26 protein-coding genes and 1 tRNA gene are annotated in these 16,855 nt (G+C 51.8%); 26 read left to right on the top strand and 1 reads right to left on the bottom strand.

Going from position 1 to position 16,855, the window contains the following annotated elements:
- The first annotated feature begins 161 nt into the window (after window positions 1–161).
- From OHJ17_RS15590 to OHJ17_RS15550, 9 genes are all read left to right on the top strand, one after another.
- The gene (locus OHJ17_RS15590; protein ID WP_001208720.1) at window positions 162–341 is read left to right on the top strand and encodes a DUF4222 domain-containing protein; all 180 of its coding nucleotides are present in this window, start codon (window positions 162–164) and stop codon (window positions 339–341) included.
- Window positions 331–1,284 carry a helix-turn-helix domain-containing protein gene (locus OHJ17_RS15585; RefSeq protein ID WP_017880208.1) on the top strand — a complete coding sequence of 318 codons (954 nt, stop codon included), beginning with the start codon at window positions 331–333 and terminating at the stop codon, window positions 1,282–1,284. Before OHJ17_RS15590 ends, OHJ17_RS15585 begins: the two co-directional genes overlap by 11 nt.
- A complete protein-coding gene (locus OHJ17_RS15580; RefSeq protein ID WP_114505270.1) occupies window positions 1,281–2,090 on the top strand; it encodes a DNA adenine methylase in 810 nt (269 codons plus the stop codon). The genes OHJ17_RS15585 and OHJ17_RS15580 overlap by 4 nt, the downstream gene beginning before the upstream one ends.
- Before the next feature lie 9 nt (window positions 2,091–2,099).
- Complete coding sequence (locus OHJ17_RS15575; protein ID WP_000779146.1) at window positions 2,100–2,477, top strand: RusA family crossover junction endodeoxyribonuclease; 378 nt, start codon at window positions 2,100–2,102, stop codon at window positions 2,475–2,477.
- A 12-nt stretch (window positions 2,478–2,489) separates the two neighbouring features.
- Complete coding sequence (locus tag OHJ17_RS15570; RefSeq protein WP_114505271.1) at window positions 2,490–3,470, top strand: DUF968 domain-containing protein; 981 nt, start codon at window positions 2,490–2,492, stop codon at window positions 3,468–3,470.
- A 13-nt stretch (window positions 3,471–3,483) separates the two neighbouring features.
- Window positions 3,484–4,062 (top strand): DUF1133 family protein, encoded by a 579-nt coding sequence (locus OHJ17_RS15565; protein WP_038992047.1) that lies wholly within the window; start codon window positions 3,484–3,486, stop codon window positions 4,060–4,062.
- Between the two features lie 169 nt (window positions 4,063–4,231).
- A tRNA-Thr gene (locus OHJ17_RS15560) sits at window positions 4,232–4,307 on the top strand.
- 410 nt (window positions 4,308–4,717) lie between these two features.
- The gene (locus OHJ17_RS15555; protein ID WP_170826749.1) at window positions 4,718–5,563 is read left to right on the top strand and encodes a TAXI family TRAP transporter solute-binding subunit; all 846 of its coding nucleotides are present in this window, start codon (window positions 4,718–4,720) and stop codon (window positions 5,561–5,563) included.
- Window positions 5,564–5,565: 2 nt separating this feature from the next.
- Complete coding sequence (locus OHJ17_RS15550; RefSeq protein ID WP_038435280.1) at window positions 5,566–5,715, top strand: hypothetical protein; 150 nt, start codon at window positions 5,566–5,568, stop codon at window positions 5,713–5,715.
- 37 nt (window positions 5,716–5,752) lie between these two features.
- Here OHJ17_RS15550 and OHJ17_RS26470 read toward each other — a convergent pair whose 3' ends face one another.
- Window positions 5,753–5,872 carry a small membrane protein gene (locus OHJ17_RS26470; RefSeq protein ID WP_139159138.1) on the bottom strand — a complete coding sequence of 40 codons (120 nt, stop codon included), beginning with the start codon at window positions 5,870–5,872 and terminating at the stop codon, window positions 5,753–5,755.
- Between the two features lie 740 nt (window positions 5,873–6,612).
- Between OHJ17_RS26470 and OHJ17_RS15545 the strand changes: the two genes are divergently transcribed.
- The 17 genes from OHJ17_RS15545 to OHJ17_RS15465 all read left to right on the top strand — a co-directional run bounded on the left by OHJ17_RS15545 (window position 6,613) and on the right by OHJ17_RS15465 (window position 16,796).
- Window positions 6,613–6,912, top strand: a complete 300-nt coding sequence (locus OHJ17_RS15545) for a phage holin family protein (protein WP_024176410.1) — start codon at window positions 6,613–6,615, stop codon at window positions 6,910–6,912.
- Window positions 6,909–7,448 (top strand): glycoside hydrolase family 108 protein, encoded by a 540-nt coding sequence (locus tag OHJ17_RS15540; protein ID WP_004177182.1) that lies wholly within the window; start codon window positions 6,909–6,911, stop codon window positions 7,446–7,448. The genes OHJ17_RS15545 and OHJ17_RS15540 overlap by 4 nt, the downstream gene beginning before the upstream one ends.
- Window positions 7,445–7,789, top strand: coding sequence for a DUF7940 domain-containing protein (locus OHJ17_RS15535; protein ID WP_004190674.1), 345 nt, complete (start codon window positions 7,445–7,447; stop codon window positions 7,787–7,789). The genes OHJ17_RS15540 and OHJ17_RS15535 overlap by 4 nt, the downstream gene beginning before the upstream one ends.
- Window positions 7,786–8,061 (top strand): hypothetical protein, encoded by a 276-nt coding sequence (locus OHJ17_RS15530; RefSeq protein ID WP_085842909.1) that lies wholly within the window; start codon window positions 7,786–7,788, stop codon window positions 8,059–8,061. The genes OHJ17_RS15535 and OHJ17_RS15530 overlap by 4 nt, the downstream gene beginning before the upstream one ends.
- On the top strand, window positions 8,012–8,206 hold the full coding sequence (locus OHJ17_RS15525) for a hypothetical protein (protein ID WP_071579617.1): 195 nt from the start codon (window positions 8,012–8,014) through the stop codon (window positions 8,204–8,206). The genes OHJ17_RS15530 and OHJ17_RS15525 overlap by 50 nt, the downstream gene beginning before the upstream one ends.
- Window positions 8,207–8,372: 166 nt before the next feature.
- Entirely contained in the window at window positions 8,373–8,585 is a 213-nt protein-coding gene (locus OHJ17_RS15520) for a hypothetical protein (RefSeq protein ID WP_128336719.1), read from the top strand.
- A 434-nt stretch (window positions 8,586–9,019) separates the two neighbouring features.
- Window positions 9,020–9,265 carry a DUF2560 family protein gene (locus OHJ17_RS15515; protein WP_004218558.1) on the top strand — a complete coding sequence of 82 codons (246 nt, stop codon included), beginning with the start codon at window positions 9,020–9,022 and terminating at the stop codon, window positions 9,263–9,265.
- A 102-nt stretch (window positions 9,266–9,367) separates the two neighbouring features.
- Window positions 9,368–9,715, top strand: a complete 348-nt coding sequence (locus OHJ17_RS15510; RefSeq protein WP_038992600.1) for a hypothetical protein — start codon at window positions 9,368–9,370, stop codon at window positions 9,713–9,715.
- Between the two features lie 163 nt (window positions 9,716–9,878).
- Window positions 9,879–10,046 carry a hypothetical protein gene (locus tag OHJ17_RS15505; RefSeq protein ID WP_162837267.1) on the top strand — a complete coding sequence of 56 codons (168 nt, stop codon included), beginning with the start codon at window positions 9,879–9,881 and terminating at the stop codon, window positions 10,044–10,046.
- A gap of 32 nt (window positions 10,047–10,078) precedes the next feature.
- Window positions 10,079–10,420 carry an HNH endonuclease gene (locus OHJ17_RS15500; RefSeq protein ID WP_038992601.1) on the top strand — a complete coding sequence of 114 codons (342 nt, stop codon included), beginning with the start codon at window positions 10,079–10,081 and terminating at the stop codon, window positions 10,418–10,420.
- Between the two features lie 182 nt (window positions 10,421–10,602).
- Window positions 10,603–11,067 (top strand): phage terminase small subunit P27 family, encoded by a 465-nt coding sequence (locus OHJ17_RS15495; RefSeq protein ID WP_004177162.1) that lies wholly within the window; start codon window positions 10,603–10,605, stop codon window positions 11,065–11,067.
- Window positions 11,021–12,763, top strand: coding sequence for a terminase large subunit (locus tag OHJ17_RS15490; protein ID WP_004177157.1), 1,743 nt, complete (start codon window positions 11,021–11,023; stop codon window positions 12,761–12,763). Before OHJ17_RS15495 ends, OHJ17_RS15490 begins: the two co-directional genes overlap by 47 nt.
- Complete coding sequence (locus OHJ17_RS15485; protein ID WP_038992603.1) at window positions 12,763–14,070, top strand: phage portal protein; 1,308 nt, start codon at window positions 12,763–12,765, stop codon at window positions 14,068–14,070. The genes OHJ17_RS15490 and OHJ17_RS15485 overlap by 1 nt, the downstream gene beginning before the upstream one ends.
- Before the next feature lie 12 nt (window positions 14,071–14,082).
- Window positions 14,083–14,931 (top strand): head maturation protease, ClpP-related, encoded by an 849-nt coding sequence (locus tag OHJ17_RS15480; RefSeq protein ID WP_032442230.1) that lies wholly within the window; start codon window positions 14,083–14,085, stop codon window positions 14,929–14,931.
- A 9-nt stretch (window positions 14,932–14,940) separates the two neighbouring features.
- Complete coding sequence (locus OHJ17_RS15475; RefSeq protein WP_038992606.1) at window positions 14,941–16,158, top strand: phage major capsid protein; 1,218 nt, start codon at window positions 14,941–14,943, stop codon at window positions 16,156–16,158.
- 42 nt (window positions 16,159–16,200) lie between these two features.
- The gene (locus tag OHJ17_RS15470; RefSeq protein ID WP_192870474.1) at window positions 16,201–16,470 is read left to right on the top strand and encodes a DUF7210 family protein; all 270 of its coding nucleotides are present in this window, start codon (window positions 16,201–16,203) and stop codon (window positions 16,468–16,470) included.
- Window positions 16,470–16,796: a head-tail connector protein gene (locus tag OHJ17_RS15465; RefSeq protein WP_040196243.1), complete on the top strand. Its 327-nt coding sequence runs from the start codon at window positions 16,470–16,472 to the stop codon at window positions 16,794–16,796. Before OHJ17_RS15470 ends, OHJ17_RS15465 begins: the two co-directional genes overlap by 1 nt.
- Window positions 16,797–16,855: the final 59 nt, after the last annotated feature.

Raw genomic sequence — 16,855 nt, 5'->3', positions numbered from 1 at the left:
ACACAGTACCGCAGGTCGCAACTTGTGGCGCGTCCGGTTCCTGGTGGATCAGGGCCGGTGCAGTTCGTGTATGGGGTAAGAGTACCAGGCGGGTTCGAGCCTGTCTGCTACCAGTTTGCTCAGTGGGTGGTAGGGGACTTTAACGGCCAGGCGGAGAAAGTATGCGAGAGCTCAACCGATGGTTCAGAGATCACTACGGTGTCCCGGTCAGGGTCATACGCTGGGAGCCCCAGACACAGCGCGTTATATACCTGCGTGAAGGGTACGAGCATGAATGCTTTAGCCCCCTCGAGCAATTCAGACGTAAATTCAGAGAAATAAAGGACGATCATGAGCACTAAATTAACAGGATACGTCTGGGACGCTTGTGCATCTTCGGGGATGAAGCTATCCAGCGTGGCAATCATGGCGCGCCTGGCTGACTTCAGCAACGATGAGGGTGTTTGCTGGCCTTCTATTGCGACCATATCCCGTCAGATTGGCGCTGGTGAAAGTACTGTCAGAACGGCGATAGCTGCACTTGAGAAAGAGGGGTGGCTCACTCGTACGCAGCGCCGCAACGGCAACCGTAATGCATCGAACGTCTACCAGCTCAACGTTTCCAAACTACAGAAAGCGGCATTTTCTCACCTGTCAGTTTCTGACACATCAAAATCTGACGCGTCAAAATCTGATGCGTCAAAAATTGACCCCTCAAAATTTGAGGCGTCGGAATCCATCAAAAAAACCAGTTTTGACCCGTCAGAATCTGGTGGGGATCCGTCAGTAAAATCAACTACTGATCCATCAGATATAAATCCTTCTTGTCCGGACGCTTCGCAACCGGACGAACAGGGCTCTGCAGATGAATTTCTGTCACGACATCCTGACGCGGTGGTGTACAGCGCTGCAAAGCGGCAGTGGGGCAGCCAGGACGATTTAACCTGCGCCGAGTTCATTTGGGGAAAAATTATCAGCATGTACGAACTGGCTGCTGAAAGTGATGGTGAGGTAGTTCGCCCTAAAGAACCAAACTGGACCGCATGGGCGAATGAGGTTCGCCTGATGGTGATGCAGGACGGGAGAACCCATAAACAAATTTGCTCACTGTTCAAGCGCGCCAACAAAGATTCGTTCTGGTGTAAAAACGTACTCAGCCCGTCGAAGCTTCGGGAAAAATGGGATGAGCTGTCGTTAAAACTATCTGCTCCACTCAATAGCTCCCGCCAGGAATCGTCCATTTCGCGAGCCAGCTTCGACGGGGTTGATTACTCATTGCCAGAAAACTCGGGGTTCCGCACATGAGCAAGCCATTTCTCAAATGGGCTGGTGGAAAGTATACCCAGCTGGCTGACCTGTTCGTGCATATCCCGGCAGGGAAACGCCTGATAGAGCCATTCGTTGGTGGTGGGTCGGTATTCCTGAACAGCGAAAAGCACGCAGATTACCTGCTGGCGGACGTTAATCCGGACCTGATTAATCTGTATCAGATGTTAGCGGTGGTGCCGGATGAAGTGGAATTGAAGGCCCGCTGGATGTTCGAGCACATGCGGTCACCAGATGGCTATGAGCTGATCCGTTCCGAGTTCAACGCTCAGACGCTGGATGCTACTGAACGCGCAGCTGCATTCCTGTATCTCAACCGGCATTGCTTCAATGGCCTGATGCGCTACAACCAGGCGAACAAGTTCAATGTGGGCTGGGGAGGCTACAAGGCTCCGTATTACCCGATGGATGAGATGAAAGCCTTCGCGGCTATGGCGCATAACTGCGTCTTCATGACTGCAGACTATCGCCGGACAATCAGCCTGGCCGGGAAAGGGGATGTGGTTTACTGCGATCCGCCTTACGAACCGATGCCGGGAACAACCGGATTCACTGCCTACGCCGCTGGTGGTTTTCGCTGGGAGAACCAGGTAGACCTGGCGAAGCAATGCGTATCAGCCTTTCACCGTGGGGCTCGGGTAGTCATTTCTAACTCATCCGCCCCGAAGGTTCTCGACCTGTACCGGGAGCATGGTTTTAACCTGCAATTCATCAACGCGCGCCGTTCGATCTCCTGCAAAAGCAGTACGCGGGAAGTCGCAAAAGACGTAGTAGCGATCCTTTAAGGGGGCTAAATGAAACTGACTTTACCATTTCCACCGAGCGTAAATAGTTACTGGCGCGCTCCAAGCAAGGGACCGCTGAAAGGCAGGCATCTTGTAAGCGAGACAGGGCGCAAGTTCCAGCAGGCAGCGAGAGCGGCGATTATTGAGCAACTGCGGGCCGTTCCCCGGCCATCATCTGATCTGGCCGAGGTTCACATAGTGTTGTATCCGCCGGATCAGCGCCGTCGGGATATCGATAACTACAACAAAGCGCTGTTCGATGCCCTGACTCTAACAGGCGTCTGGGAAGACGACAGTCAGGTTAAGCGCATGCTGGTGGAGTGGGGGAACATCGTGAAGAAAGGGAAAGTAGAAATCACCATCCGACGTTTTCGTGCAGCTGCCTGACGTGGAGATGATATGAGAGCACTACTAACCCCTGAGATTGCCCCACGCATGGGCGTTGTTCTTCTTCGCCCAGGTGCTGATCTCATGCCGATGTTCAGGAGAGGGCGGGTACTGATTGAGCCAGCACCGGAAAAATACAGCGACTATGCAACCGGCGTCATTCCTCCCGCCACGCAGCCACTGGCAGAAGACCCGGTTTTGATACCTGTATTCGAAAACAAAGACGTCATTCTGCGCGCGGGTGGTATCAGCTCGCTGGAGGCCGAGCTGGAGCGTCGTTTTGAATGCCAGTATCCCCACGGCTCATGGCACAGCGAAAATTTTACGCTGTTCCGGCATGAGCCCGGCAGCATCCGCCTTTGCTGGGCCTGCGATAACCTGCTGCGTGATCAGTACACAGAGACGCTGGCAGGCATTGCGCGTGAGAACCTGGTATCCTGGCTGATAACGCTCATCCGCTCACAGCTGGGGTTCAACGAAGACCATCAACTGACGATCCCCGAGTTGTGCTGGTGGCTGGTGATAAACAATCTGGCGCACGTAATCCCTGAATCGCTGGCCCGTAAAGCCCTGCGATTGCCGGAAATAAAGCATCAACCAGTGATGAAGGAGAGCGATATTGTGCCGGAGCCAGCGGCGAGCGAAGTGGTGCAGAAAAAAATTCTCGGTCTTCGCGTAGATCCTGAAACGCCGGAATCATTCATGCTGCGACCAAAGCGCCGCCGCTGGGTTAACGAGAGCTGGACTCGCTGGGTCAAGTCTCAGACGTGTGTCTGCTGTAACAAACAAGCAGATGATCCCCATCACCTGATAGGCCACGGACAAGGTGGAATGGGAACAAAAGCGCATGACCTGTTTGTGCTGCCGCTTTGCAGAGCGCATCACGACGAGTTGCACGCTTCTATCGTGGCATTTGAGGAGAAGCACGGCTCACAGCTGGAGCTGCTGTTTCGATTTCTGGATCGTTCGCTGGCAATTGGCGTGCTGGCATAGTGGAGAACGCATAATGATTAACCCGTCCGAGGTTGGAAAAGCTGGTGAAATGGTCAGGCTGAAAACGTTGGAGGCCATCTGGATTCAAGGGAAGCTGCGCATGTGGGGCCGCTGGTCTTACATCGGCGGCGGTAGTGGTGGAAATATGTTCAATCAGCTGTTGGCGTCAGGGAAGATAACGAAGACCGCTATAAACGATGCTTTGCGCCGTATGAAAAAATCAGGCATTACCAAGCCGGAGCTGGAAGCGTTCTTTAAGGAAATCCTCAGTGGTAAAAATAAAAGCGGTCTGGCTTTCTGCACAGACGACGAGGGACTGCTGATTGATAAGGTATTGGGGGCAGTCCTCATTACGGGTGGTCACAAAGAGCTTTACCACCTGCTGGTGGATCATTACCGGTTACGTAAGAGCAAACGGCGCATAGCGGAAGAGCTCTATGAAAAGCATCCAGACTGGTGCTTTATGACCTGCAGGCGAAGAGTTGATACATGGCTTAGTTTGGCAGAATCGATGCTGTACGCACCAATGTGTGACGCATTCGGCACAAATGGCGACAGATTTTACTTGCAAAGTGAGCCAGAAACTGCTTGAATTGTGATAGGCTCGGGACGTTAAAGCGAACTGAGCAGCATGAAATAAATTAAAGGCCCAAGGCTAACCCCCTTGGGCCTTGTCATTTCTGCACTCCGGTCAGGGCTCTTGGGTAGAGACGTGCTGCACGATACGTTAAAGCCCTCTGCGCAGAGCCCTGAACCAGATTGCTGGTTTAGCTCAGAAGGTAGAGCGCCTGCCTTGTAAGCAGGATGTCGGCGGTTCGATTCCGTCAACCAGCACCAGAACGGCAGCGGGGCCAGCGTCTGAAGCGAATCCCGATCACAATGCGTAACTTACATGTCCCAGCTGCGCGCAAAGTGACTTTAAAGCAGGGCCACAATTTGGATCTGCGCAAACTAATGTTGAGCGCTCCGTACCAGTAAGCGGAACAAAGCACGATTGTGGTGAAAGAACATATCGGTTAATCCCGGCCCATAAAGCAGCGATAAAAATTTGTCGATTGGCTTTAAGTGAGAGTTGGGCGCTCACCACCACACAACCATAGGCTCGCATTTGCGGGCCTTTTTTATATCTGCGCCCCGCCCGGCGCATAAACCTGCAGAGCTTTTCGGGGTGAGCCTTTGGAATGGTCGTGTGACTGTTCTGCAGGGCGACCACTCCGGGCGAAGGCTCACCTCAAAAGGATAGTCACATGAAAAAAGTCATCATGGCTGCTATTGCGGTCGCTTCGCTGTGCCTGAGTAACGCCGCTTCGGCTGCGGATGTCGTTATCACTACGGGTCAACAGGGCCTGACCTATAACGCGGTGTACGGCGTTAATCTCGCCAGCGCACTCAGCGAGTATGGTTACAGCTCGACGGTGATCCCCAGTAAAGGCTCTCTGGACAATCTCGACAAGGTCGCCAGCGGTACCGCCCAGATCGGTTTCACTCAGGCTGATGCTTTCCAGTTCTGGCGCAGCCGCCACAGCAACGAAGCGCAGAAGGTGGACATCATCGGCGAGCTGGCTGATGAATGCGTTTTTGTCGCGGTGAAGAAGGGCGGCAAGGTCAGCGATGAAGGTGATTTAAAGGCAGGTGTGAAAATCGCGGTCGGTGAGCCCTCCAGCGGATCGTATGCATCCTGGCAATATCTGCAGGGGCTGGAAAAGGATTACGCCAAAGTAGAGACCTATGCCAAAGGCGGTGTGCGCTCGCTGGCGAAAGTCACCACTGGCGAGTATGACGCCTTCCTTTGGGTATCTGCGCCGGACCGGTCGAATAAGTTTCTGGAGGCGGTTAATCAGGAAGGCAGCGGCCTGACGATGATCGATATGAACGGCTGGCACGTTGACGATAAATTGCCGAACGGGAAGCCGGTGTACGAGATGAAAAAGGCGGTTACCGAATCCGGCTGGCTGAGTGATTCGAAGGTGAAGGTTCCCTGCACTAAGACGCTGGTGGTCGCCAATACCGATGCCGGTGATGACATGCTGGAAACGGCCTCGACTGTCCTGCTGAAAAACCTGAGCCGGGTACTCGGCACCAACGGTAAGTAATCATGCTGCGCAGGCTGTGTTTCTTGGCGCTGTTTGTCGTTCTACTGTTCGTAGCCTGGCGGGTGGCTGGCATGCTGATGGATCTGGTTCTGCTGGTGGTTATCGTCGGGGCGCTGGCGGTGTGCTGGCCAATCAGAATAAAAAGAGGCTGACGGGCTCAGCCTCTTTAAGATAAAGATCAGCGCATGATCAATACCGCTTCTTAAAAGTATTTTTAAGCTTTTTCCTGTCCTTGGTGTAAGAAGCGAAAGAAAGTACAGCGACTATAAAAAGAACTACCGCCAGTGCTAAAATGAGTAAATTTGCCATGCAGGTGTAACCCCTTGAAATGTATGTGGACATTTTTGTTTTTTTGTGGGGAGGATTCTATGGTGAGGGTAAGAAAAATCCTAATCAATAGTTTTGGTAAATTTATAATTTTAGATGATTTTTTATTGTTGTTATTGAAATTATATTTCATGCATTGATTATGCATAATCCGACTGATTATTGAATCTTAAGGAAGAAGTTAGCGCACTGGTATCGCAGCATGTTGACTAAGTGAATGTTGCATAGCTAATGTATGCGCGTGGTGAATCCCCCTATGCGGAGGGGCGACCAGTCAGTTACAGAACCTGTAAATGCAGCGCGGGCCATGCCGACTGGGGCATGCTCACCGGGAGGCACCCGGCACCACGCAATGCCACTAAGCTATTTGGTAGTGGGGTTGTCGTTTCGGCTTCTCCAGCTATGTTTAAAAGGCAGTAACGGAAAAAGCGAGCGCTCGCCTGGTAAATCGGTAGCTCGGACTATTAGGTACGTCTCGATCCGGTACAGAATCAGTATTGCCTACATTTCTGCCCGTTCCTCTGAGCGGGCTTTTTTTCGTCTGATTAAGGCACTTCAACTAACCAAAAACATTTAAGGGCTGCGCTAATACGTGGCCTTTTTCATTTCAGGCTCACGGGAACCATCATAGATACGGCTCGTTGTTAAATCAGCCCGATGGGCCTGCCACCTTTATTCACACAGCACCCCGTTAACCCGGAGGTGAACCTATGGCAAAGCATATGCAAGACAAAGAGAGCATGGCCGGAATCACCTGGCTGGCTCTGCTGATCATTGCTGGTTGGGGCGGCCTTGTCCGATTCCTGATGGATGTGAAGCAGGGCAAAGCAAAATGGAGCTGGATAAATGCTTTTGCGCAGATTGTGGTTTCGGCTTTTACCGGGGTCATTGGTGGGCTCATCAGCATTGAAGGTGGACTGAGTATTTACATGATACTGGCCACTGCCGGTATCAGTGGTGCTATGGGTTCCGTAGCGCTCACGTATTTCTGGGAACGAATCACCGGAGTGAAAGCACAATGACAGCAGACCAGATTATCGAGGGGATCCTCGGAAAAGAGGGCGGTTATGTCGATCATCCCTCTGATAAAGGCGGGCCAACCCGCTGGGGCATCACGCAAACCACAGCTCGCGCACATGGCTACACCGGTGATATGCGAAACCTGCCCAGGGAAACAGCAAAGCAAATCCTGCTGAGCGATTACTGGACCGGCCCCCGGTTCGACCAGGTAGCGAGTTTGTCTACGTTACTGGCGGATGAGCTTTGCGACACTGGCGTGAACATGGGGCCCAGCGTCGCCAGTAAGTTTTTCCAGCGCTGGCTCACTGCTCTGAACATGCGCGGGAAGCTATACCCCGATCTGATCCCGGATGGCGCCATTGGCCCACGAACTATCACCGCGCTTAAGGGATATCTTTCAGCCCGCGGGAAAGAGGGTGAACAGGTTCTGTTGCGTGCGCTGAACTGCAGCCAGGGTGCCAGATACCTCGAACTGGCGGAGGGCCGCGAAGCCAACGAGGATTTTCTCTACGGCTGGGTTAAGGAGCGTGTCATGTGAAGATGATTATTTTCGCTTTGCTTGTGCTGGTGGCTGTGCTCGTTCTGTTACTTCTGCGCAAATATACCCGGCTGGAGTTCGTAGGGCATGCCAGCTTGCTGCTGAAAACGTGGTCTGTAAAGCTGGGAGCTATCGGCGCGCTGGTTGGTGTATGGGCGCAGTCGTTCCCGGATGCTGCGCTGCACGCCTGGGCGGTGCTGCCGCCGGATATCAAAAACATCCTGCCGCCAAACATCGTTGCGTTGATTAGCCCTGCGCTGGTGGTGCTGGCCGTACTATCGCAATACGTACGCCAGCCAGCATTGAAAGAAAAGGCCGACGAACTGAAGGAGCAGCAATGAGCTTTGAAATTATCGCGGGACTGGTGGTCATCATCCTGGGTGCTATTGCTGGCGCGTTCGGCATTGGTCATGCTCGCGGGGCCAGTAAGGCGAAAGCCAAAGCTGATCAGCAACGTACCGAAGAGAACGCCGCTGCTACTGTCGCCGCGGCAGAACGCCGTGCTGAAGTCACGAAAGGGGCAAGCGATGTACAGGAAGACGTTAAGCGTATGGGCGATGACGATGTTGATCGCGAGCTGCGCGAAAAGTTTACCCGCCCCGGTAGTCGTTGACACGGCCTGCAGCTGGGTGCGGATCATCTACCTGACTGACCACGATATCGATGTGTTGGATAAGCAGACCAAGCGTGACATCTTGGCGCACAACAAAGCAGTGCAGGCCAATTGCTCGCAGCTCACAGAGAAGGGTTCCAGGTAATTCAGCTACAAACGCAGAACACTTTAGGTATTGAAATTTACATGGCCACATGAACAAAAAATCAGAATACGAGACAACAGAGCGCTGAAAAATGAAAAGTTGGTATCTAAGTCAGGTGCATTAAGGCACTATGGATTTTCAATTCCTTCTATCTAAGAAGCTGCCCATGACAAGAAATTCACTCCCTCAACTTCCGCATGGTTATCGATACGGTGACGAGCAATCTATTCACCCTCATTGTGATGAGGATTATTTAGCTCCGCAGGGATATGTTATCAAGTCCGTTAACCTTGTAGATGGGGTGGTTATTTATGTGCCCATCCAACGCTACATCAAGCATCTAGATCTTTGGGTTAATGCCGAAGGAACTGTCGAATAAATTGTTAGTTACCGGCCTCGTTCGGGAGAGCTGAGAATTGCCATCAAAAGACCAGCAGAGATGCCTGGTGCTCTGGTTGAATGTTCCGGCAAGTTGAAAATGATTGGTTCAATGAGCTCTTTCGATATTTAAATGCTTTCGATAACTTAAATGAAGCTATCAACACGTTATCACTGCCAGCCAACACCAAAACGGCAGTGGTCAGTTTAAAAGCAGAAAAGCCTCTCCCGGGTGGCTCCTGAGAGATTTTAGTTTTCTAACTGGTACCAACCAAAGGTCGCATTTTTTATGCGACCTTTTTTATTGTGCGTAACAGGCATCCGTAAGGAAACCGTTCAGCTTGTACACACGGCAAAGATAAATGCAAAAGCATCACAGAGGCTATTTTGTCGAATGGCTTCGATAATACTCCCCACATCGCACAGAGGTAAGACATGTCAGAGATCACTGCATCCGAGCAAATCCGCCTGGATATAATCAAGAAAGTTAATTATGACACCGCAGCGGCCAAGCTGGCCATTGACTGGGTAGGCGACAGCTATCTGAAGTCTGAGCTATTCGCTGACTCTTTCGATCGTGTTTTCACGGAAAGTGAGATTGTCTCGAAGACCCGTAAGGCAATCCAGGAAGCGACCGAAGCGCTGGCGCTGTTTGATACTGCCGCTGAGAAGGTCAGCTAAGGCAATACAGCAGGCATTCACTGAGTGCCTGTGATAATGCTTTTAACACAAAGTTCGTAAGCATATTATTAAGTCTCAAAATCTGTGATAGAGGGGGAGCTTATGCGTTGTGTTAAATGTGGTTCCGAGCACGTTGATACTAAAAATTACGGGAAAAAAGTTGGTGGTAGTTTAGGTGCTGTAGCTGGTGCCGCTGGGGGGTATGCTGGAGCAACTTCTGGCGCTGCTGCTGGTGCTGCTGCTGGTGCTGCTATTGGTACAGTCGTGCCATTAGTTGGGAACATAGTAGGCGCGACTCTTGGCGGTATTGCTGGTGGTATTCTTGGGGCTATTACGGGTGGCGGTGCCGGGGCAACAGCAGGTGCAATTGCCGGAAAAATGGTTGACGAAAATATCTTGGATAATTGTGTTTGTTTAGATTGTGGGCATAAGTTCACCGCTAACAACTGATATGTAAAGTTATCGACTTAGATAAAAGCCCCGTGTTAATGCGGGGCTTTTTATGCACCTCGTACGTGCTGTCTAACGATATATTTCAGTAGTGAACCTCGGGTATTCCGCTTTATCGGGAGGTATTCCCGTTCGGCAGGCTCACATCTAAGAGGAAAACATAATGCGCGAATTTATCACCGTGTATCTCAATGGCTTTAAGGTAAAGTACGCCATTACTGTTGACGATGAGAAAGGTGAAGTGATTGTCGCTGTGCGCGATAGTCGTGGACACATCCCCGCCGAGAACGGAGAGGTGAAGCGGCAGACATTGTACGGCACAGTGAGATGATAGAGCGCGCGCCCAAGTAACAGGACCACCACATGAACAAAGAGCCCCGTATCTACGGCAGCAAGTGGGACCGAGAGCGTCTTATCTTCCTACGTGCGCACCCCTTGTGCGTCATGTGCCAGGAGCAAGGCAGGGTTACAGCGGCAACGGTGGTTGACCACATCATCCCGCACAAACTGAAAGAGGCTCTGCGCTCTGGTGACAGCCAGGAAATAGCGAAGGCGCAAAAGCTTTTCTGGAGCCGGAAGAACTGGCAAGGGCTGTGCAAGCAGCACCACGACTCAACGAAGCAGCGAATGGAGAAGCGTGGCACCGTGATCGGCTGCGATGAAAATGGGATGCCACTGGACCCGGCTTCTCATTGGTTTAAGTGATAACCATTATCAATACACTTCAAAATTAATTGTAATTTGAAATTATTATCATTCAAATGATGTTGATTCTCATCTGATTGGGAGGGGCGGGTCAAAAGTTCAGAACCTCGAACCTAAATGACCGCCGCCAGTCCTTTTTGTGCACAACCGCGAAATGAAAAGTTTTTTTCCGGGAGGTTCCGATGGCAGGACGACGCCCGAAACCGACCCACCTCAAAGTGGTTACCGGCAACCCGGGCAAACGCAAACTTAACGACAAAGAACCATCGCCAGCGCGAGAAATCCCAAGCCCTCCAGAGCACCTCACTGACTGGGGAAAGGTGGCGTGGGGGAAGCTGACCGTGCTGCTGGATGGCATGGGCATTTTAACCATTGCCGATACGCTGGCGCTCGAACGACTCTGCGATATTTACGCCGACATTCTGCAGCTTCGCCTGACTATTGCTGACGAGGGGCGAACTTACACCGTGCAGACCGAGGGCGGTTTTTTGATTAAGGCTAACCCGGCAGTAGCAATGTTGGCGGATGCTGATCGACGTTTTAAAAGTTACCTGGTTGAATTCGGTCTGACTCCGGCCGCCAGAACGAAGGTGAAAGTGGATGGTGGAGAAAAAGAAGAAGACCCGCTCAACCAGTTCTTCGGTTGATCCCGCCACGCAATATGCGCGGGATGTAGACTCCGGCAAAGAAATCGCCGGGCCTGACATCAGGAATGCCTGTAAGCGACATCTCAAAGATTTGGAATCCTGCCATGCTCGCGGGTTGGTATGGGATGTTGCAGCGGCGCAGCGCGCCATCGACTTTTTTGCCAAGGTACTGAAGCTCAACGGTGGTGAGCATGAAGGTAAACCCTTCAACCTGCTACCGTGGCAGTGCTTTATTGTAGGGTCGATATTCGGCTGGAAGAACTCGGATGGTTATCGTAGATTTCGCATGGTGTACGTTGAATCTGGTAAGGGTTCCGGCAAATCACCACTGGCTGGCGGAGTGGGGCTTTACTGTCTAACAGCAGATAAGGAGCCTCGTGCCGAGATATATGCAGCAGCAACGAAAAAAGACCAGGCCATGATCCTTTTTCGTGATGCTGTCGCGATGGTGGATCAGTCCCCTGCGTTAGCACAGCGAATAAATAAATCAGGCGGTGCCGGGAAAGAGTGGAACCTTGCATTTCTTCAGACAGGCTCATTTTTCCGGCCTATCAGTTCGGATGATGGGCAGTCAGGGCCACGCCCACACTGTGCACTGATTGACGAAATTCACGAGCACAAAAACAACCAGGTTGTGGAAATGATGCGCGCCGGGACGAAAGGTCGTCGCCAGGCGTTGATTTTCATGATCACTAACAGCGGCCACGACAAAACCAGCGTCTGCTACGACTATCACGAGTATGGGCGTAAAGTTGCCGAAGGCTCGATTGAGGATGACAGTTTCTTTTCTTTCATTTGCTCCCTGGACGAAGGAGAAGACCCATTCAAGGACGAGTCCTGCTGGAAAAAAGCAAATCCCTCTCTTGGTCATACTTTTACCGATCGCTACCTGCGTGAGCAGGTTACTCAGGCTCGGGGGATGCCGTCGAAGGAAAGCATTGTTCGGCGGTTAAACTTCTGTCAGTGGGTGGATGCCGATAACCCCTGGATGAGTAGCGATGTGTGGATGGGGTGTGAAGAGGACTTTGACCTGCAGGAGCTGCAGGGAGAAGAATGTTATGGCGGCCTGGACCTTTCAGGAACTCGCGACCTTACGTCTCTGGCGCTCTTTTTCCCTAAAAAAAGAAAGCTGCTGGTGGAGTTCTGGACACCAAAAGATACTTTGCTGGATAGAGCGAAAACAGACCGCGTACCTTACGACGCATGGGAACGGGGAGGCCATATTCATACCACTCCCGGAAAGGCGGTGAAATATGGCTTTGTTGCTGAGCGCATTGCTGATCTTTCCATGTTGTTCGATATCAAGGCGATCGCCTTCGACCAGTACCGCATAAAATATCTTGAGCCGGAATTAGAGAGCGCTTCTGTATCAGTACCGCTGATACCTCACGGGCAGGGATACTACAAGGCGCAGGATTCCGGACTGTGGATGCCTCATTCCATCGAACTTTTTGAACAGATGCTCGATGATGGCGTAATCATTATTAAAACAAACCCCTGCCTCCGATGGAACGCTGCTTCCGCCGTAACCGAAGCCGACCAAAAAGAAAACCGCATATTCGCCAAGAAAAAGAGTACTGGTCGAATAGATGGTGTGGTTGCGTCGGCGATGGCAATTGGTGCTGCAGAAGGTTATGAGCCTGATGATGGCGATATAGAGGGCTTTTTTGACGATCCGATCATAGTGGGTATCTGATGGCTAAGAATAAACAGCAACCAGGGCGCGTTAAGAGCGCTCTTTTAAACTGGCTTGGTGTTCCCATAAGCCTGACGACCGGTGAATTCTGGCGGGAGTGGTACGGAACCAGCAGTAGCGGAAAAGTGGTTACCGCTGACAAAGTTATCCGGCTTTCTGCTGTCTGGGCGTGCGTAAGACTCTTAAGTGAGTCAGTTTCCACGCTTCCGCTTAAAATTTACGAGCGGCAGGCTGATGGATCGAGAAAGCTGGCCCAGAACAATCCCGCCTACCAGATATTATGCAGGCGCCCTAACCCGGAAATGACACCTTCCCGCTTCATGTTGATGATTGTAGCCAGCGTTTGTCTGCGCGGTAATGCATTTGTCGAAAAGCTTTATATCGGTAGCAAGCTGGTATCGTTGGTCCCGTTACTTCCTCAGAATATGGTTGTAAAACGACTCGATAGCGGAAAATTACAGTACACCTATACGGATAACGGCGTTCAGCGGATCATTCCTGTAGACAGGATGATGCACATTCGTGGGTTTGGTCTTGATGGTGTGTGCGGGATGATGCCGACGATGGCCGGGGTTGACGTTTTCGGCGCAGCTATGGCGGTAGATGAAGCTGCGGCGAAAATATTCGAGAATGGCTTGCAGAGTACCGGCTTTCTTTCTTCGAAAACTGCGCTAAACGAAGGGCAGCGAGAAAGGCTTCGCAAGGCCCTCCAGAACTTTATTGGTTCTAAAAATGCCGGGAAACTGATGGTTCTGGAAAATGAACTGACTTACCAGAATGTCACTATGAACCCGGAGGCCGCTCAGCTCCTTGAAAGCCGTTCATTCAGTATTGAGGAAATTTGTCGCTGGTTTCGCGTACCGCCATTTATGGTCGGCCATACGACAAAACAATCCAGCTGGGCTTCGAGTCTTGAAGGGATGAACATGCTGTTCCTGACTCATACCCTGCGTCCTCTCCTGGTCAATATTGAGCAGGAAATAGCGCGTTGTCTTCTGAACAGTGATGAGGACTTGTTTGCTGAGTTCTCCGTTGAAGGGCTTCTGCGTGCCGATAGCGCAGGGCGTGCGGCGTACTATACCAGCGCCCTGCAAAATGGCTGGATGTCGCGCAACGATGTGCGAAGGCTGGAAAATATGCCGCCAATTGAAGGCGGTGATATTTATACAGTTCAGCTCAACCTGACTCAGTTGAAGAATCTTGAAAACAGCAACCCGGCGGTTCAGGCGCTGGCTGTAAGAGAACTTCATAACCACGTATTCCCTGATATTCCTTTCGAGCAATCGCCACTTAAACAGGCTGCTTAGGAGCTAATCCCCATGACAATTAGACAACTTCCGGTTGCTCCGGCGGGGCGCCCGTGCGCGGGTGTCACCAGTGAACCCTTGCCTTCAGCGCTTGAGCGGTGGAACGGCGGAATCAGAGCTGCAACCGATAATGATAACGCCATTTCAATTTTTGATGTCGTTGGGCGTGATTACTGGGATGAAGGCGTAACAGCAAAGCGCATTTCCGGTGCACTTCGCTCAATGAACGGCGCAGACGTTACGGTGAATATCAACTCGCCGGGTGGCGACATGTTCGAAGGTCTGGCTATTTATAACCTTCTCCGCGAATACGAAGGCCATGTAACGGTGAAGGTGCTGGGCATTGCCGCCAGTGCCGCCTCAATAATTGCGATGGCCGGGGATGATATTCAGATTGGCCGCGGTGCCTTTCTGATGATCCATAACTGCTGGTTGTACGCGATGGGAAACCGCCATGACTTCGCTGAACTGGCGCAGTCACTGGAGCCATTCGATACCGCAATGGCTGATATTTACGCGGCGCGATCTGGCCTTGATATTGCCGCCGTTCAGAAACTAATGGACGCCGAAAGTTATATCGGTGGAAGCGATGCTGTGGCGAAGGGACTGGCAGACAGCCTGCTTTCTGCTGATGCGGTCAGCGACGGCGACGAATCACCTGCAGCTGCGCTTCGCAAACTTGATGCACTGCTGGCGAAAACAAATACCCCCCGGTCCGAGCGCCGGAAATTAATCAAAGCATTAACAGGTAACACGCCGGGCGCTGTTACCGATCCTGATGGTAAGCCGGGCGCTGCCGAAGATATCAAACCTGAAACCCTCAATTCACTTGAAAGCGCTCTTGCGGCGTTAGTCAAATAAGGACCATGTATGTCTGATGTAAACGAGATTCTGAAAAAAGTCACCGCTTCCATTGAAGAAGCAACCGGCAAATTTAACGCCAAAGCGGAAGAAGCGCTGACTGAAGCGAAAAAGAACGGCAAATTGTCGGCGGAAACCAAAGAAACCGTGGACAAAATGGCGACTGAGTTTAATGCGCTGAAAGAAGCCGAAAAGACTCTTAAAGCAGCGCTGGGCGAACTGGAGCAGCATGTTGCACAGATGCCGCTGGCAAATGCAAAACAGGTTATTGAAACTGTCGGCCAGCAGGTTATCTCTGCTGAAGCCATTAAAGTTCTGTCGTCCAGCATCGAAGGGAACAAGCGTATTTCTGTTCCTGTAAAAGCTGCTCTGATTTCCAGTGACGTTCCTGAGGGGGTTGTTGAACCACAACGACTGCCGGGTATTGATGTAGCGCCAAAGCAGCGGTTATTTATTCGCGATCTTATCGCGCCAGGCCGTACGGGTTCACCGGCCATTTTCTGGGTGCAGCAGACCGGCTTTACCAATGCTGCGGCAGCGGTACCGGAGAACACAACCAAGCCGTACAGCAATATTGAGTTCACGCCGAAAATCACTCCAGTGACAACCATCGCGCACATGTTCAAGGCATCCAAGCAGATTCTGGACGACTTCGCCCAGTTGCAGTCCATGATTGATGCGGAAATGCGTTACGGCCTTAAGTACGTCGAAGAACAGGAGATTCTGTTTGGTGATGGCACTGGCGCTCACCTCCATGGCATCGTGCCGCAGGCCACGGCTTACAGCGCGGCATTTGCCGTTGAACAGCAGAGCGGTATTGACGATCTGCGCCTGGCAATGCTTCAGGCTCAACTTGCCCGATTCCCTGCATCCGGTCACGTCCTGCACTTCATGGACTGGGCGAAAATCGAACTGACTAAAGACACCCTGGGGCGCTATATCCTGGCGAACCCGGCTGCGTTGACGGGGCCGACGCTGTGGGGGCTTCCGGTTGTCGCCACTGAAGCAGCAGCTTTCCAGGGCAAGTTCCTGACAGGTGCATTTAATGCTGCGGCACAGCTTTTCGACCGCGAAGACGCAAACGTTGTGATCTCGACGGAGAACGGCGACGACTTCGAGAAAAACATGATCTCTATTCGCTGTGAAGAGCGTCTGGCGTTAGCAGTAAAACGCCCTGAAGCATTTATTTATGGCTCCTTTACTGTGCCGGCTTCCGGCGGCCAGTAATTTTTCTGGCGGCCTCCGGGCCGCTATTTTCGGAGTAACACGATGAAACTTATCGCGGTGAAACCAATTTATTTTGGTGGGGTAGTGGTGACTGAAGGCGAGTCACTGGAGACGCTGGAACAGCATGGCCGTGAGTTGGTTCAAAAAGGTTATGCACGGCTGGTAGATGTTGATAATTCTGCGCAGCCGGAACAGCCGGAACAGCCGGAACAGCCGGAACAGCCGGAACAGCCGGAACAGCCGGAACAGCCGGAACAGCCGGAACAGCCGGAAAAGCCGGAAACTGTGCCAGAGAAGAAGGCTAAAAAATAATGTTAGAACTTGAAGTGGTTAAAAAGCACTGTCGCATTGAGCCTGACTTTACCGATGACGACTCACTATTGACCCTCTACATCGGAGCTGCTTCTCGTTATGTCGAAACATGGACTCGTCGCAAAATGTATGAGTCCGAAACCAGCGAGGGGTATGCAGATGATCCTGATTCAATTCTCCCTGGCGATGATGTGAAAGCAGCGATGCTTCTGCTTATCGGTCACTGGTATGAACACCGTGAAACCGTTGTAGTCGGTCAAACAGCGATAGAGGCTCCATTTGCCGTTGAGTCTCTTTTACAACCATACCGAATATATGGACTGTAGGGGGAAGTATGGCCTGTGAAGGGTGTCTCCGTCGGCGTGAATGGTTAAAAAAGTGGACG

It is taken from the genome of Klebsiella sp. KP20-425-1 (genome assembly GCF_025813515.1).
Classification (GTDB): domain Bacteria; phylum Pseudomonadota; class Gammaproteobacteria; order Enterobacterales; family Enterobacteriaceae; genus Klebsiella; species Klebsiella pneumoniae.
This window is presented reverse-complemented; position numbering and strand designations above follow the sequence as displayed.

Excerpts from the sequence above, each read along its gene's own strand:
- OHJ17_RS15590 (WP_001208720.1), top strand. The coding sequence starts at position 162 with ATGCGAGAGCTCAACCGATGGTTCAGAGATCACTACGGTGTCCCGGTC.
- OHJ17_RS15540 (WP_004177182.1), top strand. The coding sequence starts at position 6,909 with ATGACAGCAGACCAGATTATCGAGGGGATCCTCGGAAAAGAGGGCGGT.
- OHJ17_RS15515 (WP_004218558.1), top strand. The coding sequence starts at position 9,020 with ATGTCAGAGATCACTGCATCCGAGCAAATCCGCCTGGATATAATCAAG.
- OHJ17_RS15480 (WP_032442230.1), top strand. The coding sequence starts at position 14,083 with ATGACAATTAGACAACTTCCGGTTGCTCCGGCGGGGCGCCCGTGCGCG.
- OHJ17_RS26470 (WP_139159138.1), bottom strand. The coding sequence starts at position 5,872 with ATGGCAAATTTACTCATTTTAGCACTGGCGGTAGTTCTTTTTATAGTC.
- OHJ17_RS15575 (WP_000779146.1), top strand. The coding sequence starts at position 2,100 with ATGAAACTGACTTTACCATTTCCACCGAGCGTAAATAGTTACTGGCGC.
- OHJ17_RS15470 (WP_192870474.1), top strand. The coding sequence starts at position 16,201 with ATGAAACTTATCGCGGTGAAACCAATTTATTTTGGTGGGGTAGTGGTG.
- OHJ17_RS15520 (WP_128336719.1), top strand. The coding sequence starts at position 8,373 with ATGACAAGAAATTCACTCCCTCAACTTCCGCATGGTTATCGATACGGT.
- OHJ17_RS15490 (WP_004177157.1), top strand. The coding sequence starts at position 11,021 with ATGGTGGAGAAAAAGAAGAAGACCCGCTCAACCAGTTCTTCGGTTGAT.
- OHJ17_RS15500 (WP_038992601.1), top strand. The coding sequence starts at position 10,079 with ATGAACAAAGAGCCCCGTATCTACGGCAGCAAGTGGGACCGAGAGCGT.
- OHJ17_RS15465 (WP_040196243.1), top strand. The coding sequence starts at position 16,470 with ATGTTAGAACTTGAAGTGGTTAAAAAGCACTGTCGCATTGAGCCTGAC.
- OHJ17_RS15550 (WP_038435280.1), top strand. The coding sequence starts at position 5,566 with ATGCTGCGCAGGCTGTGTTTCTTGGCGCTGTTTGTCGTTCTACTGTTC.
- OHJ17_RS15580 (WP_114505270.1), top strand. The coding sequence starts at position 1,281 with ATGAGCAAGCCATTTCTCAAATGGGCTGGTGGAAAGTATACCCAGCTG.
- OHJ17_RS15485 (WP_038992603.1), top strand. The coding sequence starts at position 12,763 with ATGGCTAAGAATAAACAGCAACCAGGGCGCGTTAAGAGCGCTCTTTTA.
- OHJ17_RS15495 (WP_004177162.1), top strand. The coding sequence starts at position 10,603 with ATGGCAGGACGACGCCCGAAACCGACCCACCTCAAAGTGGTTACCGGC.
- OHJ17_RS15545 (WP_024176410.1), top strand. The coding sequence starts at position 6,613 with ATGCAAGACAAAGAGAGCATGGCCGGAATCACCTGGCTGGCTCTGCTG.
- OHJ17_RS15510 (WP_038992600.1), top strand. The coding sequence starts at position 9,368 with ATGCGTTGTGTTAAATGTGGTTCCGAGCACGTTGATACTAAAAATTAC.
- OHJ17_RS15505 (WP_162837267.1), top strand. The coding sequence starts at position 9,879 with ATGCGCGAATTTATCACCGTGTATCTCAATGGCTTTAAGGTAAAGTAC.
- OHJ17_RS15570 (WP_114505271.1), top strand. The coding sequence starts at position 2,490 with ATGAGAGCACTACTAACCCCTGAGATTGCCCCACGCATGGGCGTTGTT.
- OHJ17_RS15475 (WP_038992606.1), top strand. The coding sequence starts at position 14,941 with ATGTCTGATGTAAACGAGATTCTGAAAAAAGTCACCGCTTCCATTGAA.
- OHJ17_RS15565 (WP_038992047.1), top strand. The coding sequence starts at position 3,484 with ATGATTAACCCGTCCGAGGTTGGAAAAGCTGGTGAAATGGTCAGGCTG.
- OHJ17_RS15585 (WP_017880208.1), top strand. The coding sequence starts at position 331 with ATGAGCACTAAATTAACAGGATACGTCTGGGACGCTTGTGCATCTTCG.
- OHJ17_RS15555 (WP_170826749.1), top strand. The coding sequence starts at position 4,718 with ATGAAAAAAGTCATCATGGCTGCTATTGCGGTCGCTTCGCTGTGCCTG.
- OHJ17_RS15530 (WP_085842909.1), top strand. The coding sequence starts at position 7,786 with ATGAGCTTTGAAATTATCGCGGGACTGGTGGTCATCATCCTGGGTGCT.
- OHJ17_RS15525 (WP_071579617.1), top strand. The coding sequence starts at position 8,012 with ATGTTGATCGCGAGCTGCGCGAAAAGTTTACCCGCCCCGGTAGTCGTT.